Raw genomic sequence first — 18992 nt, forward strand, 5'->3', positions numbered from 1 at the left:
TCAGGGATGAGGCAGATTGTATATCGAGGGGTCGAATATGGTGAGGGACTTCGCGTCGTGAAAGCGCAAAAGTATGAAAGGGCAGAACGACGTCATTTTACAAACGGTGCGAGTGCAAAGGCGGTGTTTGGCGCTGGTGTTTACTTGGTGAGCAATCCGGAAATCGCCGCACAGTATGCGATTTGTCATGCAGAGACCAATGGGGAGAAGGCAGTTGTGTTGAGCCAACAGCTACATTTGCAGGGTCTCGTTTGTTTGGACGAGCGCTATGGGGAAAATGAACTGCGCATCGATGCATTGCGTGCTGCTTATTCAGAAGAGGAGCTCGAACTAAGACAAAACGGAATGGGCTATGAAGAGTGGCTCGAATGGACAGGGGATAAGGTACGTGCGTATTTGATTGCCTGTGGATACCGGGGGATTCGGTATCGGATCAGCCCGGAGCTAGCGTATTATATTTGCTATGAGCCTGACGTTCAAATTGAAGAGATCGCGATTCTATCTGTGCTCGATGTGTGAGAAGGAGCCTATGACTATCGACTTATTCGACAAACTTTGGTAAGATTAGACAACATTTGCGCTTTTTCTAGCTTACTTATTTGACACAGGAAGGATTGCCGCAACGATGAGTCTATTACGTAACCTCAGCACCCGAGCTAAACTGTTTAGCTTGATTGTGATGATGGCCGTCTTTTTGTGTGCTGTCGGATTCACCGGATATTTTCATGTGCAAGTCTCAGGTGAACGCATACAGGCCATGTACGAAGAACAGCTTCTTCCCGTTAAGTGGATTAACGATTGGAGACAAGAAATCCGCGCGATTGACGGATTGGTCTATAAAATGATTCTCGAGCCATCTCCTACGGTCTTTGCTGAGTACAAAACAGAGCTGGACTTACGGATGGAAACAGCAGACAAAACGTTCCGATATCTCCAGGACTCTAAGCTGGATGCACAAGAACAAGAAAGAGTGACGACGCTAAAGGAGCTTACCGAGCAGTATCGCAAAGACCAGAGCGAGGTCGTTAAAATGATCCGGGAGGGTAAATCGGATCAAGCTTATTCGTTTTATCGTGCAACGGATAAGACGCTGAATTGGATTAATCAGGAACAGCTCAAATGGGCGAATGAAAAATCAGAGCACGCAATCGCCATGCAAAAGGAAAACCAAGATGAAACGCATGAAGCGATTACGTTCCTGATCGTGGTTGGAATACTGTCGATCCTACTAGCCAGTATATTGGGGCTCATTATCTCCCGGATGATCGCGGACCCACTGCGTACCGTTTCGATCCGTATGCAGCAATTAGCGAACGGAAACATGGCAGTTGCCCCCGTCACCTACGTGACTCGTGACGAGGTAGGGGTGCTTGGTACTGCGTTCAATGAATTGGTAACGAATTTCCGTTCATTGATTGAACAAGTAAAAGTGGCGGGTGAGCAGGTCGCTGCTTCCTCTGAGGAATTGTCGGCGAGTGCGGAACAGTCCGCCTATGCTACGGAACAATCGATCAGCAGTGTGCAGCAAATTGCCTCTGCCTCCGAAGTACAGACGCAACGGACGCAAGATAGTGTTCGTGTCATGGAAGAAATGTCAATTGCCATCCAGCGGATTGCCGATACGTCTGGAGCCGTTTCTGAATCATCGGCACAGGCAGCAGAGGATGCGGAGCAAGGAAACATTCATATTCAGCAAGCCGTTATTCAAATGAATACGATCTCCAACTCGGTGAATCAAGCAGCGGATCTCGTGCAACTGCTCGGGGCACGGTCAGAAGCAATCGGCCAAATTGTTGACGTGATTACTGGAATTGCTTCCCAAACCAATCTGCTGGCGCTCAACGCGGCGATTGAGGCAGCACGTGCAGGAGAACATGGCAGGGGATTTGCTGTCGTGGCCGATGAGGTCCGTAAACTCGCCGAACAGTCAGCGGAATCTGCGGGCGAGATTGCACGACTGATTGGGGAAATCCAGCAAGAAACCACGCAAGTCGTGCATGTCATGATGGATGGAACCAAAGAGGCGAAAAAGGGTGCAGAAGTCGTTCAAGAAGCGGGTGTCACCTTCCAGCGTATCGTAGCGTCTTCTCATGAGGTTGCAGGTCAAATTCAGGACGTATCTGCTGCTACCGAGCAAATGTCGGCAAGCATACAGCAAGTTGCAGCTGCTATGGATGAAATGAATCGACTCGCACAGGAAGCAGCCGTACATACCCAAGGAGTTTCGGCGGGAGCGGAAGAACAGCTTGCCAGCATGCAAGAAATCGCCCGTTCCAGCACGAATCTGAATGAGCTTTCTCAAGAGCTTCAAGAATCCATCAGTCAATTTAAATGGTAGAGCAAGTGAGTAAACGAAAGACTGGCAAACCCAACGGGGCAGCCAGTCTTTTTTGGTAGTTTGCTATTAGGAAGCAATCGTTTGTTTATTGTTTGCCGTGATTTTCTCGTATTCGTTGGCACTCAAGATCGAAGCATCATTTTTCATCATCCATGCGTAAATCACGAGTGAAATCAGTAGTCCGACCGTCCAGGCATTGTCCCAAATAATGGTTAGACCCGGAATGTATTTACTGATAAAAGGAATCGCAATCCCGATTAGCATCGCCCAGATGGCTCTGCCATTCAAGCCTGTTTTGTAGGCGTAGATGCCGTTTGTTTTGTACAGTTCTGTCAAATGAATACGCCGTTTGCGCACGAGCCAATAGTCGGCAATGGCAATTCCGTCGATCGGACCCAACAAGGCTCCATACGTTCCCAGCCATAAAAAGATGTAGTTGCCGAAGTTATCCAAAATGTACCAAGGCTGCATCAAGAGCGACACGACCCCGGCGATGATGGCGCCAGCTTCATACGAGAAGCGGCGAGGGGCCAGATTCTCCACTGCCCGGGCGGGAGCAACGATATTGGCCGCTACGTTGGTCGTCAATGTGGCAAGAATAATTCCAATGGTTCCGAGGAAAATGGCGAAAGGCGAGAATTTAGCCAACACGGCAGCAGGGTCCCACAACGCTTCTCCGTAAATAACGACAGTTGCGGAAGCGACAGCAACACCGATGAACGAGAAGAAACCCATCGTGGTCGGCAACGAAGAGGTTTGTCCGATGATTTGGGCTTTTTGACTTTTGGCATACCGACAGAAATCCGGAATGTTGAGGGCCATTGTTGCCCAAAAAGCAATCGCTCCCGTCAATGCTGGGAAGAAAACCTTCAGGAATTCTGCATTGGTAGTGAATTTCGAAGGTGCCGAGAGCATCGGTCCCCATCCGCCTGCTTTCGTAAGCGCCCAAACGAGGAGAGCCAAACTCATAATGATCAGGACGGGAGCAGCCCAAGCCTCCATTTTTTTGATCGCTTCCGGACCGCGATAAGCGACCCATACGTTCAAGAGCCAGAATGCGAAGAAGGATATCCAGAGATGTCCGGGAACATTTGCCCAGCCTGTCATCGACATGAGGAGCGTATCGATGGCTGCACCTCCGAACCAACAGTTGATGCCGAACCAGCCAGCACCAATCAAACCGCGTGCGACAGCAGGGATGTGCGCTCCTTTCGAGCCGAACCAGAGGCGCGCAAATACTGGATACGGAATGCCAAATTTCGTCCCGGCATGAGAGTTTAGGAGAATGGGAATAAGGACAATACAGTTACCGAGAATAATCGTCAAAATGGCCTGCCACCAGTTCATACCCAAGGAAATTAACCCTGCCGCCATTGCATACGTCGGCAAACAGATCGACATACCGATCCACAAGCTGGCGAAGTTGTAGGAAGTCCAGCTGTGTTCTGCTGTCGTCGTTGGCCGAAGACCTTCATTATAAAGCGGACTGTTCTTGATTGCCTTTTCGCCTTCTTTTGTCAGGGTCACAATTCCATTTGATACTGTCTGCGTTTTCATTTCTTTCCCTCCTTTTCTCTTCAAGATGTCTCGTATTCGGACAAGCGCCCTAGTTTGTCTTGAATACAAGTTGTAACATTATATTGGAGGAAAGAAGGCCTAATACCTGATTTTTCGTCGTAAAAAGACAGCCTGCAACGATATGCTTCGCCGTTTTCTTCTATTGTTGCGTCTTCAATTGAAGAGCAGGTGGGCAAAAAAGCATTGTGTGAGTTATAATGAATGCTGTCACTGTTTATACTTAACTTTGACATCCTATTATAACTAAAAGTGTAATTTGATTTTTTAATCCTGTTATGAAAAAGCCTTGTCATAACAGGATTTTTTATTTTCTTTGTCGTCATTTGTTCATTCTTGAAAACTTGAGTCCAGTTAGAGAAGTCCAAATTTACGAGAAATTATTATTCTACGTAAACCTTTAAGCTCCCTGTTTTGCTGCTTGTATGTCCAGTGAAATTTGTACTTGATCTGCCACTAATACTCCCCCCGTTTCTAATGCCGCATTCCAGGTGAGCCCGTATTCACTTCTACTAATTGACCCACTAGCCTCAAAACCTACTTTTTCATTTCCCCAAGGATCTTTGCCGCTTCCCTCGTAACTAACAAGAAACGTTTCTGGTTTAGTGGTCCCACGAATGGTTAAGTCCCCAGTTACTTCATATTCACCAGGGCTCTTCTTCGTGATTTTAGTCGATTTGAACGTCATTTTAGGAAAGTGTTCAACATCAAAGAAATCACCTGAACGCAAGTGATTATCACGGTCTTCGTTACGTGTATCGACACTATTCACGTCTACTGAGAATTCAATTGTTGCTGTTGTTAGGTCTTCAAGATCAGCATCTATTGTTGCTTCAAAAGTTCGAAACGTACCTTTGACTTTAGACACCATCATATGCCTAATTTTGAAATCAACACTACTATGTGCAGTATCTAAATTCCACTTATTATTTGTCATACAATCCCTCCTGAAATTTTTCTCACTCACAAACAGATTAGACAAAAAAGCAAGATTGTAATCAGCAATTTTATTTTACGTATAAAATCTAAAACACTGATATAGCTACAGGAATTGTCCATATCTTCTTTGGTTTAAAATTGACACTGGGGTGTGTAACAATCATTTTAGATAAATAATTGCATAGTATGTTGCACAAAGTCCCTGTTAGTGATGCAACTAGAAATTCAAATCGAATGGAAGCTTGGGGTGCAAGATATGTAAAAATACCCATAATAGACTTCTTGGTTTATAATAATTCTTTACTAACATTGCCATAATAAATAGTAGGAAATATTTTCCTTCGAAATTTGAACTGAAATGATAGAAAGTTATATTAAACCAACAAAGTTATATTAAACCAACAAGGAGGGGGTATAACTTATGGTTATACATTGGGAAACAACAGCAGTATACAATACGATTATGTCTGTATCAGTGGGTGTTGCTTTATTATCCATTGTTAAATTTTATTCGCAATTACATGCTAATAAAATTGGACATTTAGAAGGGTGGGCTATTGGCTTTGGAATACCCGGTTTCATATTAACGTTAACGGGTTTACATATGACTTTAACTTGGCCACTTTCAAAAATTGGATTTCCATTTGATGATATTATCTTTGGTGAATCATCTTTAGCTTTTGGGGTTCTTCTATTGGCAATAACGATTCTCTTATGGAGAAAGGCAAATTCATATATAAAACAAGGGATTGATATGAATGATGCAGCTTTAGTATCGGAAAACTTAAAGAGAAGTTTACCACATTTATTAAAACCATTATCTTATTTTGCAATAGCAATGGGTTGTTCTCTTATTGCAATGGGTTGTGCTGGCGTAACTTTTCAACTATTTGCCGCTCCTCCGGAAGAACCTATTTCTGGATTATTCGCTGCCTATCCAATGGTTGAAGCAACATTTATGTCTATTTTACTTGCTCTTACAGGAGTTGGAGCAATCTTATTCGCTGTTAATCAAAAAGAAAAACCAAACGAAAGTATGGCTAAATTAAATAAAGGTGTCTGGACCATTACTGGTATTATCTGGACAGCGTTCGGTATTATGAATTATTTTACTCATATTGGATTAATCGTAAACACAATGGGATAACGTTTTAAATAATTTATGGCCTATTAAAAGAATCCTAGATTTATTTACTGGATACATATTTTGGATTTCTGGTTAAATCTATAATTTTATATTACTTGAATTAACTAATATCCAAATCTGGAAGTACCAAAAAGGAAAAAGGTTCATATTCGGATGAATTTGCCGATATGAGCCTTTTTAGATTGGAAAAACCCGAAAAATCGGTCGTAGAAAGCCAAGACTAAATCTTCAATTTACGCTGTTTTTCTGGTTTGTGCGCTTTTGTGGTTGCTAATCCCAATCTTCTTAAAGCGCAGAGGGAAGTATTATTTTGTCTTGACAGTGTCCTCGCGAGCCCGTATCATTGGAAAAATTTCGGGAAGCTGTACTGCTTGATGGATGAAGCAGAACAGTAGAGGAGAGGCAGACATGTTAAACATTGAACCTGTTATCTTGAAAGGCAACCTGGTCCGATTGGAGCCGCTTAGAATGGCCCATGTAGACGATATCTGGAAGGCAGGTGCCTACGAAGAGATTTGGCCGCATATGTCCGTTACCATTCGAACAAGAGAAGATGCTCAGGCTTTTATTTTGCAGGCTTTACATAATGAACAAGCCCAAACAGAATTGCCATTCGTGATTATTCGCCAAACAGATGAGCAGATCATCGGGAGCACGAGATTTTTAGGAATAGCAAAAAAGGATCGCGGATTGGAAATCGGGTTTACATGGCTGACCCCATCTGTCTGGAAAACGGGCGTCAATACAGAATGTAAATGGCTTCTCCTGCGCCACTGCTTCGAACAACTAGGTTGTATTCGCGTACAGCTCAAGACAGATTCGCGCAATTTGAATTCGCAACGTGCCATTGCCCGAATCGGTGGCGTTCGAGAAGGTGTCCTGCGCAATCATATGGTGATGCCAGATGGATACATTCGCGACTCGGTATACTTCAGCATACTCGACCGTGAATGGCCAGAAGCCAAGCAAAAGCTGCAATTGTTGCTGTTTGGTGAATAAAGGCTTGGATTGATTGAAGGGCGTTCAGCGCATGTGTACAATAGGGGTGAACCAAGAGGGTTTACTCTGCCAAGACCCGGAAAAGAGGGTATACATGAGACTGCGTTTGTCGACACCGGGCTATTTATTGTTGCTCGGAGATCTGATCGCTTTTGTGCTTTTTGTTTATTATGGAAAAATCATTCATAACTACCCTGTTACGGTCATGGGGATTCTCGAAACATTGGCCCCCTTCCTGGTGGGATGGATCATCGCGATTCTGCTTTTCAAGAGCTATGGGCAGCGAACGTATGAATCTGCGGGCCGACAATTATTATCTGCACTAATGACGTGGACAGTAGCTGCACCAATCGGCTTACTGATCCGCTCCTGGTGGACAGGGGTACCGACTACGCTTGTTTTTGCAGGTGTGACTTATTTTATTACGCTGGTGTTTTTGCTCGGGTGGCGTGTACCGTTTGCCATCGGCTACGCGATCTACAAACGCAAGAGACTACTCGCAACTAGCTAATAAAGTGCCCCGAATTGGTTACGCTATCCTATGTACGACGTAGGAGGTGAATCAATTGGGAAAGAACAACAACAGCAAGGATCTTGGAAAAAACCGTGGAAAAACGTTGGATGAAAAAGATCGCAACACAAATTTGCGACAATCGAACCATAATGATCGAAATGAAGGAACGGCAAAAGACCGCTGAGCAATCAGCGGTTTTCTTAATGGATATAGGTCATGATGTGATATAATAGATTTTGTTTTTTTCTAGTGAGTGGAGGGAAACGTATGACGGAACCGATGCAGAATGTACAGCCGGTGACCTTGTCGTCACAGGCGTTTTTACTTTTGTGCAGACTATATGATGGCTGCTATGACGATTTGAAGCAAAATGAGCAGTTTTACGAACTCGTGGAATCCATCGGTGATATTTTGTTGGCGGGCATAGAAACGTTGGAGAAACAGGAAACCAAGCCGAAAAATATTACTTTTCCACTTACCTTGCAACAAGCATTTTTCTTGCGTCGGCTCGTGGTTGAGCTGTTGGCTCAGTCGCCGACGGAACAAGAAGACCGAACGACGCAATGGCTGCAGGAATGTGTGACAGCACTCGCTGGAGGCGGTGTCCAACCTGATGTCAAGCACACGTGAGCTGCATGTGATTACGAGCGGTCGGCATTCTCTTGATGACGTATTGCGAATGGCAGAAGCTGCTTATGCAGGTGGTATGAACTTTTTACACATACGGGAAAAACAGCGTACCGCAAAGGAATGCATGGACTGGGTAAAGGCATTGGCGAATGTCATCCCCCTTTCGTCCTTGATTGTGAATGATCGAGTGGACGTGGCTGCAGCGTCGGGTTGTGCAGGTGCTCACCTGGCATACCATAGCCTGTGCCCTGTGGAAGCGAGAATGGTACTGAAAACTGGTCAAAAAATAGGGCGTTCCGTCCATTCCGTGGAGGAAGCACAGCAAGCCATTGCCGCACAAGTCGATTATTTGCTCTACGGACATATTTTTGCGAGTGGTTCGAAGCCGGGTCAGGCACCAAGAGGAACAATCGAACTCGCGCAAATGACGGCAAGATGGCAGGTGCCGATCATCGGACTCGGTGGTGTCACCCCGGAGCGGACGGCGCAAGTTTTGGAAGCAGGTTGTGCGGGCATTGCTGTTTTATCGGGGATCACAGATGCAACTGATGCCAAGTCAGCAGCCAGCGCTTATCGAGAGGCATTGGATCGTTGGGAGGGAAAATAAAGCATGCGTGATATAAAAAGACTTCGGGAAAAAATGGGTGTATACCTTGTCGTTGGTACGCAGGACTGCGAGTATTCCAGCGAAATGACCGTGCAAACCGTGGAAGCTGCATTGCGCGGAGGAGTGGGCACGCTTCAGCTGCGTGATAAAGGAAGCAAGCTGACTGCCGAGGAACAATATGAGCTGGGCAGACAATTACAACAGCTATGCCGTGACCACGATACCGTATTTTTTGTGAATGACGATGTGGAACTGGCGATTGGCTTACAGGCAGACGGTATCCATGTCGGGCAAGATGACATGGCATTGGCAGAAGTACGCGCCAAAGTTGGCTCTGAGATGTACATCGGTGTTTCGGCAGGTACGGTCGAAGAGGCGCTCGCTGCCCAAAACGGTGGCGTCGATTGTATTGGTGTAGGAGCGATGTTCGCTACCCGGTCCAAGGCAGATGCTGGAGAGCCTATCGGACCAGTTGGGCTAGAGGAGATCCGTAAGGCAGTCGGTAATGACTTGCCTATCGTCGGGATTGGTGGCATCACACTGGAAAATGCCGCTGAAGTGCTTGCTGCAGGTGCCGATGGAGTCGCGATTATCAGTGCGATCAGCCAGGCCGAATCACCTGAAGAAGCAGCGCAAGCTCTACAGCGGATTGTAAGATCTCGTTAGCACGGACAAAGCGACGATTACATATGGTAGGGTAATAGAAACAAACCAGGATGCTGTAATCATAGCGATCAAAAGGAGGTGAAGCCGATGAAAAATCGGATTTACCGCATCGGATATGAATGGGTGAGCAAGCGGGAATTGCTCGAGCGATTGTTCATGACCGACTGCATTCTTATCGAACACAAGCGTATGCATCCTCCACCGGAGGATCAAGATACGGAATTGCCACCAGAAAAGGAAGTTCATGCTGTTTTGGTTCGCAGCCAGCGTCGCCCGGGCGAATGGGTGACGTTTAACGGGCTATATGAAATACAGACGAGAGAGCCTATTCCTTGGATAGAGTCACCGCTGGAGTACCATCAATTCGGCGTAGAATTGATTCCCGGTAATATTCGCAGGGAAAAGGCACCTCAAGGCAGGATACCAGCGCGAACCAAGCTGCAAATCGCAGCTGTGCGGCAAGATACGGTCTTTGTCACGGTTCCTGGGCATCCGTCCAGGCGTTACGAAATGTCGTTGGCTCACGCGCGTTTTGCCAAGGATAACCCCACAGAATTGGAAATGAAGCTGCAAGTATACGCTTTTCCTCCACGCAACGATATTTTTGTGGATTGGTTATTGAAAGAAGGCCGCAAAACAGGAATCATTACGCGCCCCAATCAGGAAAGGGTAGAAAAATCAGCTTTTCAGGTGTGGGAAGATCTACGCCAAGAATACGGCATTAGTGTCAGCGCGGCATTGCTTGCGATTAAACAGGCACTCATTGTTCTGGATCGTGCTGGTGTCGAGACTGACTTCCCATACCCGCCCCAGGAGCGATCGGATATATCTTTGTTCAACGAATCGGAGCGAGATGCCTTTTATTCCTACCAATCCGTTCGATGTGCGATGGCCGCAGTCGCTGCTCTGCTGACGGTAGACCCGAAAGATCCGTTGCAGGATACACTGTTGATGGATATTATGCTCGAGCAACAAATCAACCGCAGGCGCGAATAGCGTTTGCGGTTTTTAGGTTTTTCGCTAAAAGGAGTAGTATAATGGGAGTTAGTAGATGAACCCAATGAAAAGGACGTGTGACCATCATGTATGTATCCATGAACAGACTGACTGTACCAGCAGACTACCAATCCCATTTGGAACGTGCATTTGGTAATGGGGGGGAACGGATGAAGGAGGTTCCTGGTTTTTTGGAGTTCCTTTTTCTGGCACCAACGGAAGGTGACGAATACGTTGTTTTTACGAAGTGGACAGATGAGGAATCATTTAAAAATTGGACAGAAAGCGAGGCTTTCAAGCGCGCGCATACAGGAACCAACCCAAATAGCCCGGTGAAATCGGATTTGCGCAATTACGCTGTCAAATCCCATTCATAAAGCAAAAGCATTTGTCTCTACGGGGGCAAATGCTTTTTAGATGGTTGAATAATAAACATTCTTTACCATTTTATGCTCGATCGTGATATGATAGAAAATGGCGGGAAAGCGTTTTCAGACAAACATGTTTAGGAGGTGAAGGTGTCATTCTCTTCATCAAGCCGCTTTACATCTTGTCTCAATTACGTTCATAATAGAGCCTATACATACTTGGAAAAATAGCCTCAATGAAGCACGGAGAAAAGGAGCCAGAGTGTTTTGAAAAATCGAATAACTAAGTATCTTACTCATTTGGTCCCTGCGGCGGTGGCCAAGACGTTTTCCTTTCTTTCAGATCATCATTACTCTGCTTTGCTTCTAGAAGACCGCGAAAATACAGAGGCTTTGTTTGTTCAGCAAATCACGAAATGGATTGAAGTAGTAAAAGTAGTTGACACGTATGCATACGAGCGAGAATGGAGCGAAATGGCGTACAAATTTTCGTTGCTTGGAATGAATCTTACTTATTTGCAGCAATTTTTGCGCAAGTGTCGAGATGTTATTATGGAAGAGATGAATAATAACGCATTTTCTCTTGCCACGGCGGAAATGGAGCGAGTAGAGCTTTTGCAAGCACAGATTCGTCTCTATCAATCGATGGACTACATTTTGCATCAAATGGACGTTGTCTTCAACAAAAATTCGCAACAATTTCCGGTTGAGAAAACCCCAACTTCTCCTACAAGCTCGGCCAAAGGAGAAGATGTTACAATGCTCGCTGAACAGGAGCTTGTCCAATTGGTTCTGCAGTCCAGTGATATTGCCGTCTTGATGATCGACCGCCAGTTAAGAGTCATTGAAGCGAATTACGCTGTCTGTCATTTATTTGGCGTAGATCGGAATCAACTCATTGGTCGAAACATTGATCATGCCCTTCGCCCTCATGTAAGCGAGCGTTTTGTCCAGTGGGTGATTGAACGCGGGCAGTCTGGGCATTATGTTGCGGAATACAGAGGCAAGTGGACGACAGTTAGTACGAGCCCCATTTATTATAATGGAGAAATGTGGGGAGCGATCGCCGTTCTTCGGAATGTTACGGAAAGCAAAAAGTACGAAGAAGAATTGAGCAAGCGTGAAGCGCTGGCAGCAGTTGGGCAACTGGCTGCTGGGATGGCACATGAGATTCGGAATCCACTGACGGCCATTAAGGGCTTCATTCAGTTGTTGCGGGAGCAAGGGGAAGCAAATCGTAGTGAATCTTATTTTTCTGTTATCTTAACGGAAATTGAACGCATTGATGGGCTGTTGAACGATGTTCTTGTTTTGGCCCGGTACAGGGATGATAAAATCGTATCGGAACGTTTCTTAGTGATGGACGAATTATATGGCGTCATTCGTTTACTGGAGCCAGAAGCAAATCGAAGAGGAATCAAGCTTGAACTGGACATTGCACAAGGCGAGTGGCATGTGTTTGGTCATCGTTCGCGAATCAAACAAGCTATCTTGAACATCTTGAAAAACGCGCTTGAAGCATTGATGACCCAGGGCAATCTCGTTCATGTGAAAGTGTACTCATCTCTCAATCAAGTCATCATTGTTGTGGAAGATAACGGACCTGGTCTATCAGATTCTTGCCTGCAAAATTTATTCGTTCCTTTTTATACGACCAAACAAGAGGGAACGGGGTTAGGTTTGTCTACGACACAACGCATCATCGCGGATCACGGTGGCGAACTCTATGCGGAAAACTCTCCGAAATGGAAAGGAGCCCGTTTTGAGATTCGTTTACCTCTTTCAATTTCCTGAAAAAACAAAAAAATATTGTGACTGTAGACGGATCGAATATCCGTCTTTTTTTATGTTTGAGTGAGCGAATGGTCCTATTAGCAAAAAAGTTGCAAGTCTTTCGAATCAATCTTTTTGTTAGTTGTTGTCAAAGCGTGTCGATCAGTGGAATAATTTACAAAACGGTTACAATTTGAACGGAGTTGAACAACGGTGATACGGATGCTGAAAAAAAACGAAACGAGGTGGAGCTACTGGGAGGTTTGGTATGACGAATCGGAGCACCTTTACACTGTTCATTACGGAAATGTCGGAGAAATTGGCGACTATTTTGCGGTAGTAGCGGAGCAGATCGAGGGAAGGCCTGATGAGGTTTTACAAAGCTGGGCAGAACAGATGAAAGAACAAGGGTATCGGGTCATGAAAGAGAACGATTTCCATCCGATGATCATTCGCTTTCCCCATTTGTGTGAGTCAGAGATTGAAATGCGCTATTTTATCGAACAGCTGTTGGACGAATGCTTGGGAAAGACAGGGAATGGCCACAGCGACGGTGGGGAAGACAGTGAGAGGACATTGGCAGTGATTTGCCGGGTGATCGATACGAAGAAAGCGGCTGCTACCGTATTTGAAGCGATGTCTAGCGCACAGCTGGTGGAGAGATTTTCCGTCAGCTTAAAGCAGGAGGATGGAAACTTGATTCCACTCAATCCTCCTGCCTAAAACGATCAGATTTATTTCACGATTTTGTGCCGCAGAGCTTTTGCTACTGCCTGTGTACGATCCTCGACACCCATTTTTTGCAAGATCCGATGAACGTGTGTTTTTACAGTGCCTTCTGATATAAACAAGTTTTGCGCAATCTGATCATTTCGATAGCCATTTGCGATCTGTTGAAGTACATCCAGTTCTCGATCCGTGAGTTCATCTAGCAAGACTGATTGGGAGGTGGTCGTCGAATCTGGTGTCTCACGTTGACCTTGCAGAGCTTCGGCAAGGGCCTTTGCAGCTGTTACGGTGTGGAAGAGTGCTTCTCCCTGGTGGGCTCTGCGAATCAGATCAAGCATTTCCTGAGAGTCGGCATCCTTTAGCATATAGCCAATAGCACCAGCGCGAATCCCTTCCACCACATAATTGTGATTGTCAAAGGTGGTAAGAATCAATACCTTCGTGCGAGGATGCTGTTGCATGATTTCCCTGGTGGCTTCAATTCCAGACTTGTTGGGCATCTGAACATCCATTAAAACGACATCAGGTGCGAGGGCGCCAATTAGTTCTACTGCTTCTACACCATCGGAAGCTTCTCCAATTACTTCCATATCGGATTGCATTTGAATGACATAACCTAAACCTTGGCGAATCATGGTTTGGTCATCTACTAGGACCACGCGAATGGCTCCTTCTTTTTGTTTACCGGTCATGTTCGCATGCTCCTTTCAGGTTCAGTCTGGCGAATTGGAAAGCTGAAATCGAGTTGGAATCCGTGGGGTTCTCGTATGCGATAGGCGAGAGTTCCGTTCAATAATTGAATTCGCTCAGATATGCCAGTTAGGCCAAAGCCAGGTTTGATTTTTTGGTCGCTCGTGATACTTCCGTCGTCGCGGATGGACAACAAAAGGATGTCCTTCTTTTGTTCAATGATGACGAGTATTTCTTTTGCGTCAGAATGACGGAGGGAATTGGTGATCGCTTCTTGCAAAATTCGATAAAACGTTATCGTCATTTCCTGAGAGAGTGGGATGTCCAAATCGGAGCATATCAGCTCCATCTTTATTCCTGTATGCTTTTGAGCCTGCGACAAAAGAGCCCGCAGAGGCGTAAGTCCCAAGGAGGTTTTATCCAGAGCCAGTGTATGGACTGACGTGCGAATATCCTCCAGACTTTGCTTGGCAACACCGAGCATGTTGCGCACGGCTTCTTGTGCATTGTCAGGTCCATCCTGCAACATATACTTTAAGGCATGTAGCTGGACAATGAGTGAAGTCAAGCTATGGCCCAATGCATCGTGAATATCACGGGCAATTCTCGTTCGTTCCTCCAGAACCGCTACTTGAAGAGAATGAAGCGCAGCTTCTTGAAGTTGTAAGTGCGCCTCTTGCAACTCTGTATGAGTTTTTTGTAGCTGCTGCAGGTGCTGTTGGTTGGTTTCATATGCTTCTGTTTGAATTCGATAGCCACGTGCGCCGATATAGCAACCCACATACGTAAGAATATAAGAGATGATATGGGTGAATTTTAGGTTTTCTTCAAAATACAAAAAAAGCGTACTGCACGTACCAAAAAAAGTAGCATAGGCCAACGCACGGTGTCCATGAATGTGAAAACCGATAAAAACAGCGAGTGGGAGCATCAAGCCGAAGCCCTCTCCACCCAAGATGAGAGATTTTAGTAAGGAGACCATTCCCAGCACGACTGTCACTAACTCGAATTGGAAAGGCTTCCATTTTTTCTTGGAAGTCCAAAATACCACAAGGTAACAAATAAATAGTACAATGGTAAGGGAAAATTGCAACGGAGTTTCCCGTTTAAATGAATCAGGAAGCAAAGCTAATACAATTAAGATGGAAAACCACATGATCAGCAAACGTTTTTGTATGGCTTTCATCATTATCTTCAACAATGAGAAGTCCTTCTTTCTCTGCCGGATAATCACTTAACTTCATTCTAGCATGCGTTGTCGTCTATCTCCAGATAGATAAATCCTTGTCAGAAATCTACCCCTGGGTAGACTTCACTACATATACATTTCAGTAAAATTATTTTTGGGAAATAAATGATTAGTTATGGGTGGAAGTGGTTAAGTAGGATGGCAAGGGAGGTTCTCATGAAAGAACTGATTCAGTTGGCAAAACTCCTGCAAGAAGCCAGTGTTTTGTTTACCACGATTTCTGAGCAAGAGCTGGATACAAGCGATGTAACCTGGCAGCAGGTCTTGATTCTGGAGCAGCTTGGAAACGGGCCAAAAACGATGGGGGACATAAGTAAGACTGTCGGTCTTTCATACAGCACAACTTCCGGTCTCATTAACCGGTTGGAGCAGGAAAACCTGGTACGCAGGTTCCGAGACCAAGCAGATCGACGAGTTGTGTGGGTGTCACTGACAGAGCGTTTATACCGACAGCGAGATGTGAAATGGGGAAATTCACAAACGGTTTAAAATGGTTTCACCCTTTTATGTTTCGTTAAACGAAATGTTACTCGAAGTTCACCTTCTTCATTTCGTTATGCGAACTATTTGTCACAAAAAATTAGCAGATATATAAAGAAGAGGTGAGTGGATTGAATCTTTCTGAACTATCGATTAAACGCCCGGTCACCATGATTATGTTGACTCTGGCCATGCTGATTTTTGGTTTCGTTTCACTGCCTCGCTTGGCCATTGATCTCATGCCGGACCTGAACTTCCCGGTTGCTGTCGTGGTTACATCCGTTGACGGCGGATCTCCGAGTGAGGTAGAAAAACTGGTCACGAAGCCGATTGAGGACGCACTTGCAACGGTATCCGATTTAGATAGTATACAATCGGTATCGATGGAAGGCGCTTCGCAGGTTATTCTCATGTTTAACTGGGGGACAGACCTTGATCAGGCGACTCTCGACATGCGGGAGAAGGTAGATCAGGTTCGTGGCTCTTTGCCTGACTCAGCTAGAGCGCCACGCGTACTGCGCATTGATCCGAACAGTACACCGATCATCCAGTTTGCGGTGACGGGTGAGCAAGATATCAACAAATTGAAAAAGATGGCAGAGGATATGATCCAATCACGCTTGGAGCGTATTGATGGAGTCGCATCTGCTTCCATCAGCGGCGGACAAAGCCGGATCATCGATGTTACCGTCGATCCAGCCAAACTAGCGGCGTATGGATTGTCACTCGACCAAGTTCAGCAGGCTTTACAGGGCAGCAACTTGTCAGGTTCCGGTGGAGCGGTACGCGAGGGTGACGCCAAGCTCAATATCCGTGTACAAGGTGAGTTTGCCGATGTCGAACAAATCGCGTTGACACCAATCTCTGTCGGAGGAAACTCCATCAGGCTCAGCGATATTGCCGAAGTAAAAGACACGCATCAAGATGTAACGCAAATAAGTTACGTCAATGGAACACCTAGCTTGGGTATTAAAGTGACAAAAGCTTCTGGCGGAAACACTATTGAGGTAGCAGATGATGTAAAAGCTGAGCTGGAGAAAATCAAAAGCGAGCTGCCAGCAGGCGTAGAAATCATTACGACTCTAGATACATCCATCTACATTAAGGATTCCGTTTACACGACCGCTGAACATGCCCTGTTGGGTGGCGGTATCGGTATGATCTTGCTGTTCTTCTTCTTGGGCAGCTTGCGATCCACAGTCGTTGCGGTCATCGTACTTCCTGTATCGATCGTTGCTACGTTCTTGCTGATGTACATGTCTGGACAGACGATCAACCTGATTTCCCTCTCCGGTTTGACATTGGGATTGGGATCATTGATTGACTTTGCGGTTGTTATGCTCGAGAATGTTTTCCGTCATCGAGAACAGGGAAAAGGTATGATGGAAGCCGCCTTGGATGGTTCCAAAGAAGTAGGTACGGCAGTAATGGCTTCGGCTTTGGCGCAGATTTGCGTATTCTTGCCGATTGCCCTCACTGAAGGTATTGCTTCTGAGTTGTTTGGACCACTTGCATTGACGGTTGTTTACTCACATATTGCGGCGCTTGTATTCTCGATTTTGCTCGTGCCGATGCTGAGTTCGAGAATTTTGAACAAAATTCCGTCCCATACGCATCATGAGAACTATCGTGGAATCAATCCGGTTACTTGGTTCAACATTGGATTTAGCAAAGTAGAAAAAGGCTACCAAAGATTGTTAAAATGGTCTTTGGGCCATCGTAAAACAGTCATGATTTCTTCGGTCGTCATGATGGTGGGCTCACTGGCATTGACGCCATTGATCGGGGCAGAATTTATCCCGGCCATGGACCAAGGTCAAGTAAACATCTCCATCAAAATGCCAAATGGTACCGTTCTGGCTGAAACTGAGAAAGTAACCAGACAGGTGGAGGAAATTGCCAACACCGTACCGGAGAAGAAAATTGTAGCGACTTCGGTCGGTAGCAATGTATCGCCGATAGCGAGTACATTGTCATCCAATCAGGGAACGATCAGCCTGATGCTGGTAGATCTCGACCAGCGCACACGTTCCGCCAATGAGATTGTGATGGATCTCCAGGGAAAGCTAAAGCATATTGCTGGACCCGAAATTAAGGTAAGTGCACCAGCCGGTATGTCTACGGGTTCCCCCATTCAATTGAAGGTTAGCGGGGATGATTTGGCCGTACTGAAAGACATCAGTGGTATCATTAAAGGTGAAATTGAGAAAGTACCTGGTACGAGTAACGTAACAACCAGCTTGGAAGAATCAAGACAAGAGCTGGAAGTGAAGATCAATGCTGAGAAAGCGAGCTTGTACGGATTGACGACAGGACAAATTCTCACCAGTGTTCGCACTTCCTTCCAAGGTCAAACGGTAACGTACTATCGCACGGGGGATGATGAGATTGATGTCAACCTCAAGCTGCCAAAATCGTTTCAGGAAGATATCAACTTCTTGAACAATATGCGAATTTCCACTCCTGGTGGGGCACAGATCGCGCTGACCTCGGTTGCGACTATCAATAAGGTAGATGTGCCAGTATCGATTAACCGTGCCAACTCAAGCCGTGAAGTTCAAGTAACGAGTGATTTGGCAGGGCGTGACCTGAACTCTGTCATACGCGAAGTGCAAGAGAAAATTGCGAAGCTGAATCTCCCGGATGGCTACACAGTCGAATTTGGCGGGCAAAGTGAAGAAATGATGGAATCATTCAGTAGCCTTGCTCTCGCGATTGTACTGTCAGTCGTGTTGCTTTATATGGTAATGGCTGCGCAGTTTGAATCGTTATACACCCCATTTATCATCATGTTCTCCGTGCCACCAACGGTTACAGGCGTTCTGCTTGGATTATTGGCGACGGGGACAACGATCAGCGTTGGGGTTTTGATCGGATACATTTTGTTGATTGGTCTGGTCGTGAACAACGCGATTGTGTTGATCGACTACGTGAACCAACTGCGTGCAAAAGGTATGGAGCTGTATGATGCGATCCTGCATGCAGGACCGATTCGTCTTCGTCCGATTTTGATGACGACACTCACCACGATTCTTGCGATTGGACCACTTGCGTTCTCTGGAGGCGCTGGATCTGAGACGAACGCACCAATGGCCGTGACGGTTATTTTCGGTCTTGGGTTCTCTACATTGATTACACTGGTTCTGGTTCCTGTCGTTGCTTCTTGGTTTGATGATGTAGGGAAAAAGAGACGATTGAAGCGCAAGTTGAAACTCGAAAAGAAACTTGAAAAGAAACAAAAGAAAATCAATCCCGCTTTGGAATCGTAAGACGTTTGTGGGAAGAGGAGGGA

Annotated in this window: 19 protein-coding genes; 15 read left to right on the plus strand and 4 right to left on the minus strand. The window is 45.7% G+C overall.

Annotation, left to right across the window (positions count from 1 at the left end; translation table 11 throughout):
• Positions 1-6 precede the first annotated feature (6 nt).
• Both E8L90_RS07150 and E8L90_RS07155 read left to right on the plus strand, forming a co-directional pair.
• Complete coding sequence (locus E8L90_RS07150) at positions 7-519, plus strand: hypothetical protein (protein ID WP_137028603.1); 513 nt, start codon at positions 7-9, stop codon at positions 517-519.
• 106 nt (positions 520-625) lie between these two features.
• Complete coding sequence (locus E8L90_RS07155; protein WP_137028604.1) at positions 626-2338, plus strand: methyl-accepting chemotaxis protein; 1713 nt, start codon at positions 626-628, stop codon at positions 2336-2338.
• 66 nt (positions 2339-2404) lie between these two features.
• Here the strand turns inward: E8L90_RS07155 and E8L90_RS07160 are convergent, their stop codons facing one another.
• Both E8L90_RS07160 and E8L90_RS07165 read right to left on the minus strand, forming a co-directional pair.
• Complete coding sequence (locus E8L90_RS07160; protein WP_137028605.1) at positions 2405-3895, minus strand: NCS1 family nucleobase:cation symporter-1; 1491 nt, start codon at positions 3893-3895, stop codon at positions 2405-2407.
• Between the two features lie 418 nt (positions 3896-4313).
• A complete protein-coding gene (locus E8L90_RS07165) occupies positions 4314-4850 on the minus strand; it encodes a YceI family protein (protein WP_137028606.1) in 537 nt (178 codons plus the stop codon).
• Between the two features lie 423 nt (positions 4851-5273).
• Here E8L90_RS07165 and E8L90_RS07170 point away from each other — a divergent pair, with 423 nt between their 5' ends.
• The 11 genes from E8L90_RS07170 (at position 5274) to E8L90_RS07215 (ending at position 13275) form a co-directional block, all read left to right on the plus strand.
• Entirely contained in the window at positions 5274-5999 is a 726-nt protein-coding gene (locus E8L90_RS07170; protein ID WP_137028607.1) for a DUF981 family protein, read from the plus strand.
• 408 nt (positions 6000-6407) lie between these two features.
• A complete protein-coding gene (locus E8L90_RS07175; protein ID WP_137028608.1) occupies positions 6408-6998 on the plus strand; it encodes a GNAT family N-acetyltransferase in 591 nt (196 codons plus the stop codon).
• 94 nt (positions 6999-7092) lie between these two features.
• Positions 7093-7509: a DUF3054 domain-containing protein gene (locus tag E8L90_RS07180; RefSeq protein WP_137028609.1), complete on the plus strand. Its 417-nt coding sequence runs from the start codon at positions 7093-7095 to the stop codon at positions 7507-7509.
• Positions 7510-7564: 55 nt separating this feature from the next.
• The gene (locus E8L90_RS31070) at positions 7565-7696 is read left to right on the plus strand and encodes a hypothetical protein (RefSeq protein ID WP_255344520.1); all 132 of its coding nucleotides are present in this window, start codon (positions 7565-7567) and stop codon (positions 7694-7696) included.
• 83 nt (positions 7697-7779) lie between these two features.
• Positions 7780-8142, plus strand: a complete 363-nt coding sequence (locus tag E8L90_RS07185) for a hypothetical protein (protein WP_137028610.1) — start codon at positions 7780-7782, stop codon at positions 8140-8142.
• Positions 8126-8749 (plus strand): thiamine phosphate synthase, encoded by a 624-nt coding sequence (locus E8L90_RS07190; RefSeq protein ID WP_137028611.1) that lies wholly within the window; start codon positions 8126-8128, stop codon positions 8747-8749. The genes E8L90_RS07185 and E8L90_RS07190 overlap by 17 nt, the downstream gene beginning before the upstream one ends.
• A gap of 3 nt (positions 8750-8752) precedes the next feature.
• Positions 8753-9415, plus strand: a complete 663-nt coding sequence (gene thiE, locus E8L90_RS07195; RefSeq protein WP_137028612.1) for a thiamine phosphate synthase — start codon at positions 8753-8755, stop codon at positions 9413-9415.
• An 87-nt stretch (positions 9416-9502) separates the two neighbouring features.
• Complete coding sequence (locus E8L90_RS07200; RefSeq protein ID WP_137028613.1) at positions 9503-10411, plus strand: hypothetical protein; 909 nt, start codon at positions 9503-9505, stop codon at positions 10409-10411.
• Between the two features lie 86 nt (positions 10412-10497).
• Complete coding sequence (locus E8L90_RS07205) at positions 10498-10788, plus strand: antibiotic biosynthesis monooxygenase family protein (RefSeq protein ID WP_137033315.1); 291 nt, start codon at positions 10498-10500, stop codon at positions 10786-10788.
• 258 nt (positions 10789-11046) lie between these two features.
• On the plus strand, positions 11047-12573 hold the full coding sequence (locus tag E8L90_RS07210) for a two-component system sensor histidine kinase NtrB (RefSeq protein ID WP_137028614.1): 1527 nt from the start codon (positions 11047-11049) through the stop codon (positions 12571-12573).
• A 192-nt stretch (positions 12574-12765) separates the two neighbouring features.
• Positions 12766-13275 (plus strand): hypothetical protein, encoded by a 510-nt coding sequence (locus tag E8L90_RS07215; RefSeq protein WP_137028615.1) that lies wholly within the window; start codon positions 12766-12768, stop codon positions 13273-13275.
• 11 nt (positions 13276-13286) lie between these two features.
• Here the strand turns inward: E8L90_RS07215 and E8L90_RS07220 are convergent, their stop codons facing one another.
• Together E8L90_RS07220 and E8L90_RS07225 are read right to left on the minus strand one after the other, a co-directional pair.
• A complete protein-coding gene (locus E8L90_RS07220; RefSeq protein WP_137028616.1) occupies positions 13287-13973 on the minus strand; it encodes a response regulator in 687 nt (228 codons plus the stop codon).
• Positions 13970-15205 (minus strand): sensor histidine kinase, encoded by a 1236-nt coding sequence (locus E8L90_RS07225; RefSeq protein ID WP_137028617.1) that lies wholly within the window; start codon positions 15203-15205, stop codon positions 13970-13972. The genes E8L90_RS07220 and E8L90_RS07225 overlap by 4 nt, the downstream gene beginning before the upstream one ends.
• Before the next feature lie 171 nt (positions 15206-15376).
• On the opposite strand from E8L90_RS07225, the gene E8L90_RS07230 reads away from it, so the two are divergent.
• Positions 15377-15709 carry a MarR family winged helix-turn-helix transcriptional regulator gene (locus E8L90_RS07230; RefSeq protein WP_167497588.1) on the plus strand — a complete coding sequence of 111 codons (333 nt, stop codon included), beginning with the start codon at positions 15377-15379 and terminating at the stop codon, positions 15707-15709.
• A 122-nt stretch (positions 15710-15831) separates the two neighbouring features.
• Positions 15832-18969: an efflux RND transporter permease subunit gene (locus E8L90_RS07235; RefSeq protein ID WP_137028619.1), complete on the plus strand. Its 3138-nt coding sequence runs from the start codon at positions 15832-15834 to the stop codon at positions 18967-18969.
• Positions 18970-18992: the final 23 nt, after the last annotated feature.

Source organism: Brevibacillus antibioticus, assembly GCF_005217615.1.
In the GTDB taxonomy this organism is placed as follows: domain Bacteria; phylum Bacillota; class Bacilli; order Brevibacillales; family Brevibacillaceae; genus Brevibacillus; species Brevibacillus antibioticus.

Bases quoted from the DNA above. Each gene is read 5' to 3' on its own strand.
- E8L90_RS07160 (WP_137028605.1), bottom strand. From the start codon at position 3,895: ATGAAAACGCAGACAGTATCAAATGGAATTGTGACCCTGACAAAAGAA.
- E8L90_RS07170 (WP_137028607.1), top strand. From the start codon at position 5,274: ATGGTTATACATTGGGAAACAACAGCAGTATACAATACGATTATGTCT.
- E8L90_RS07190 (WP_137028611.1), top strand. From the start codon at position 8,126: ATGTCAAGCACACGTGAGCTGCATGTGATTACGAGCGGTCGGCATTCT.
- E8L90_RS07205 (WP_137033315.1), top strand. From the start codon at position 10,498: ATGTATGTATCCATGAACAGACTGACTGTACCAGCAGACTACCAATCC.
- E8L90_RS07185 (WP_137028610.1), top strand. From the start codon at position 7,780: ATGACGGAACCGATGCAGAATGTACAGCCGGTGACCTTGTCGTCACAG.
- E8L90_RS07175 (WP_137028608.1), top strand. From the start codon at position 6,408: ATGTTAAACATTGAACCTGTTATCTTGAAAGGCAACCTGGTCCGATTG.
- E8L90_RS07200 (WP_137028613.1), top strand. From the start codon at position 9,503: ATGAAAAATCGGATTTACCGCATCGGATATGAATGGGTGAGCAAGCGG.
- E8L90_RS07180 (WP_137028609.1), top strand. From the start codon at position 7,093: ATGAGACTGCGTTTGTCGACACCGGGCTATTTATTGTTGCTCGGAGAT.
- E8L90_RS07220 (WP_137028616.1), bottom strand. From the start codon at position 13,973: ATGACCGGTAAACAAAAAGAAGGAGCCATTCGCGTGGTCCTAGTAGAT.
- E8L90_RS07165 (WP_137028606.1), bottom strand. From the start codon at position 4,850: ATGACAAATAATAAGTGGAATTTAGATACTGCACATAGTAGTGTTGAT.
- thiE (WP_137028612.1), top strand. From the start codon at position 8,753: ATGCGTGATATAAAAAGACTTCGGGAAAAAATGGGTGTATACCTTGTC.
- E8L90_RS07150 (WP_137028603.1), top strand. From the start codon at position 7: ATGAGGCAGATTGTATATCGAGGGGTCGAATATGGTGAGGGACTTCGC.
- E8L90_RS07155 (WP_137028604.1), top strand. From the start codon at position 626: ATGAGTCTATTACGTAACCTCAGCACCCGAGCTAAACTGTTTAGCTTG.
- E8L90_RS07230 (WP_167497588.1), top strand. From the start codon at position 15,377: ATGAAAGAACTGATTCAGTTGGCAAAACTCCTGCAAGAAGCCAGTGTT.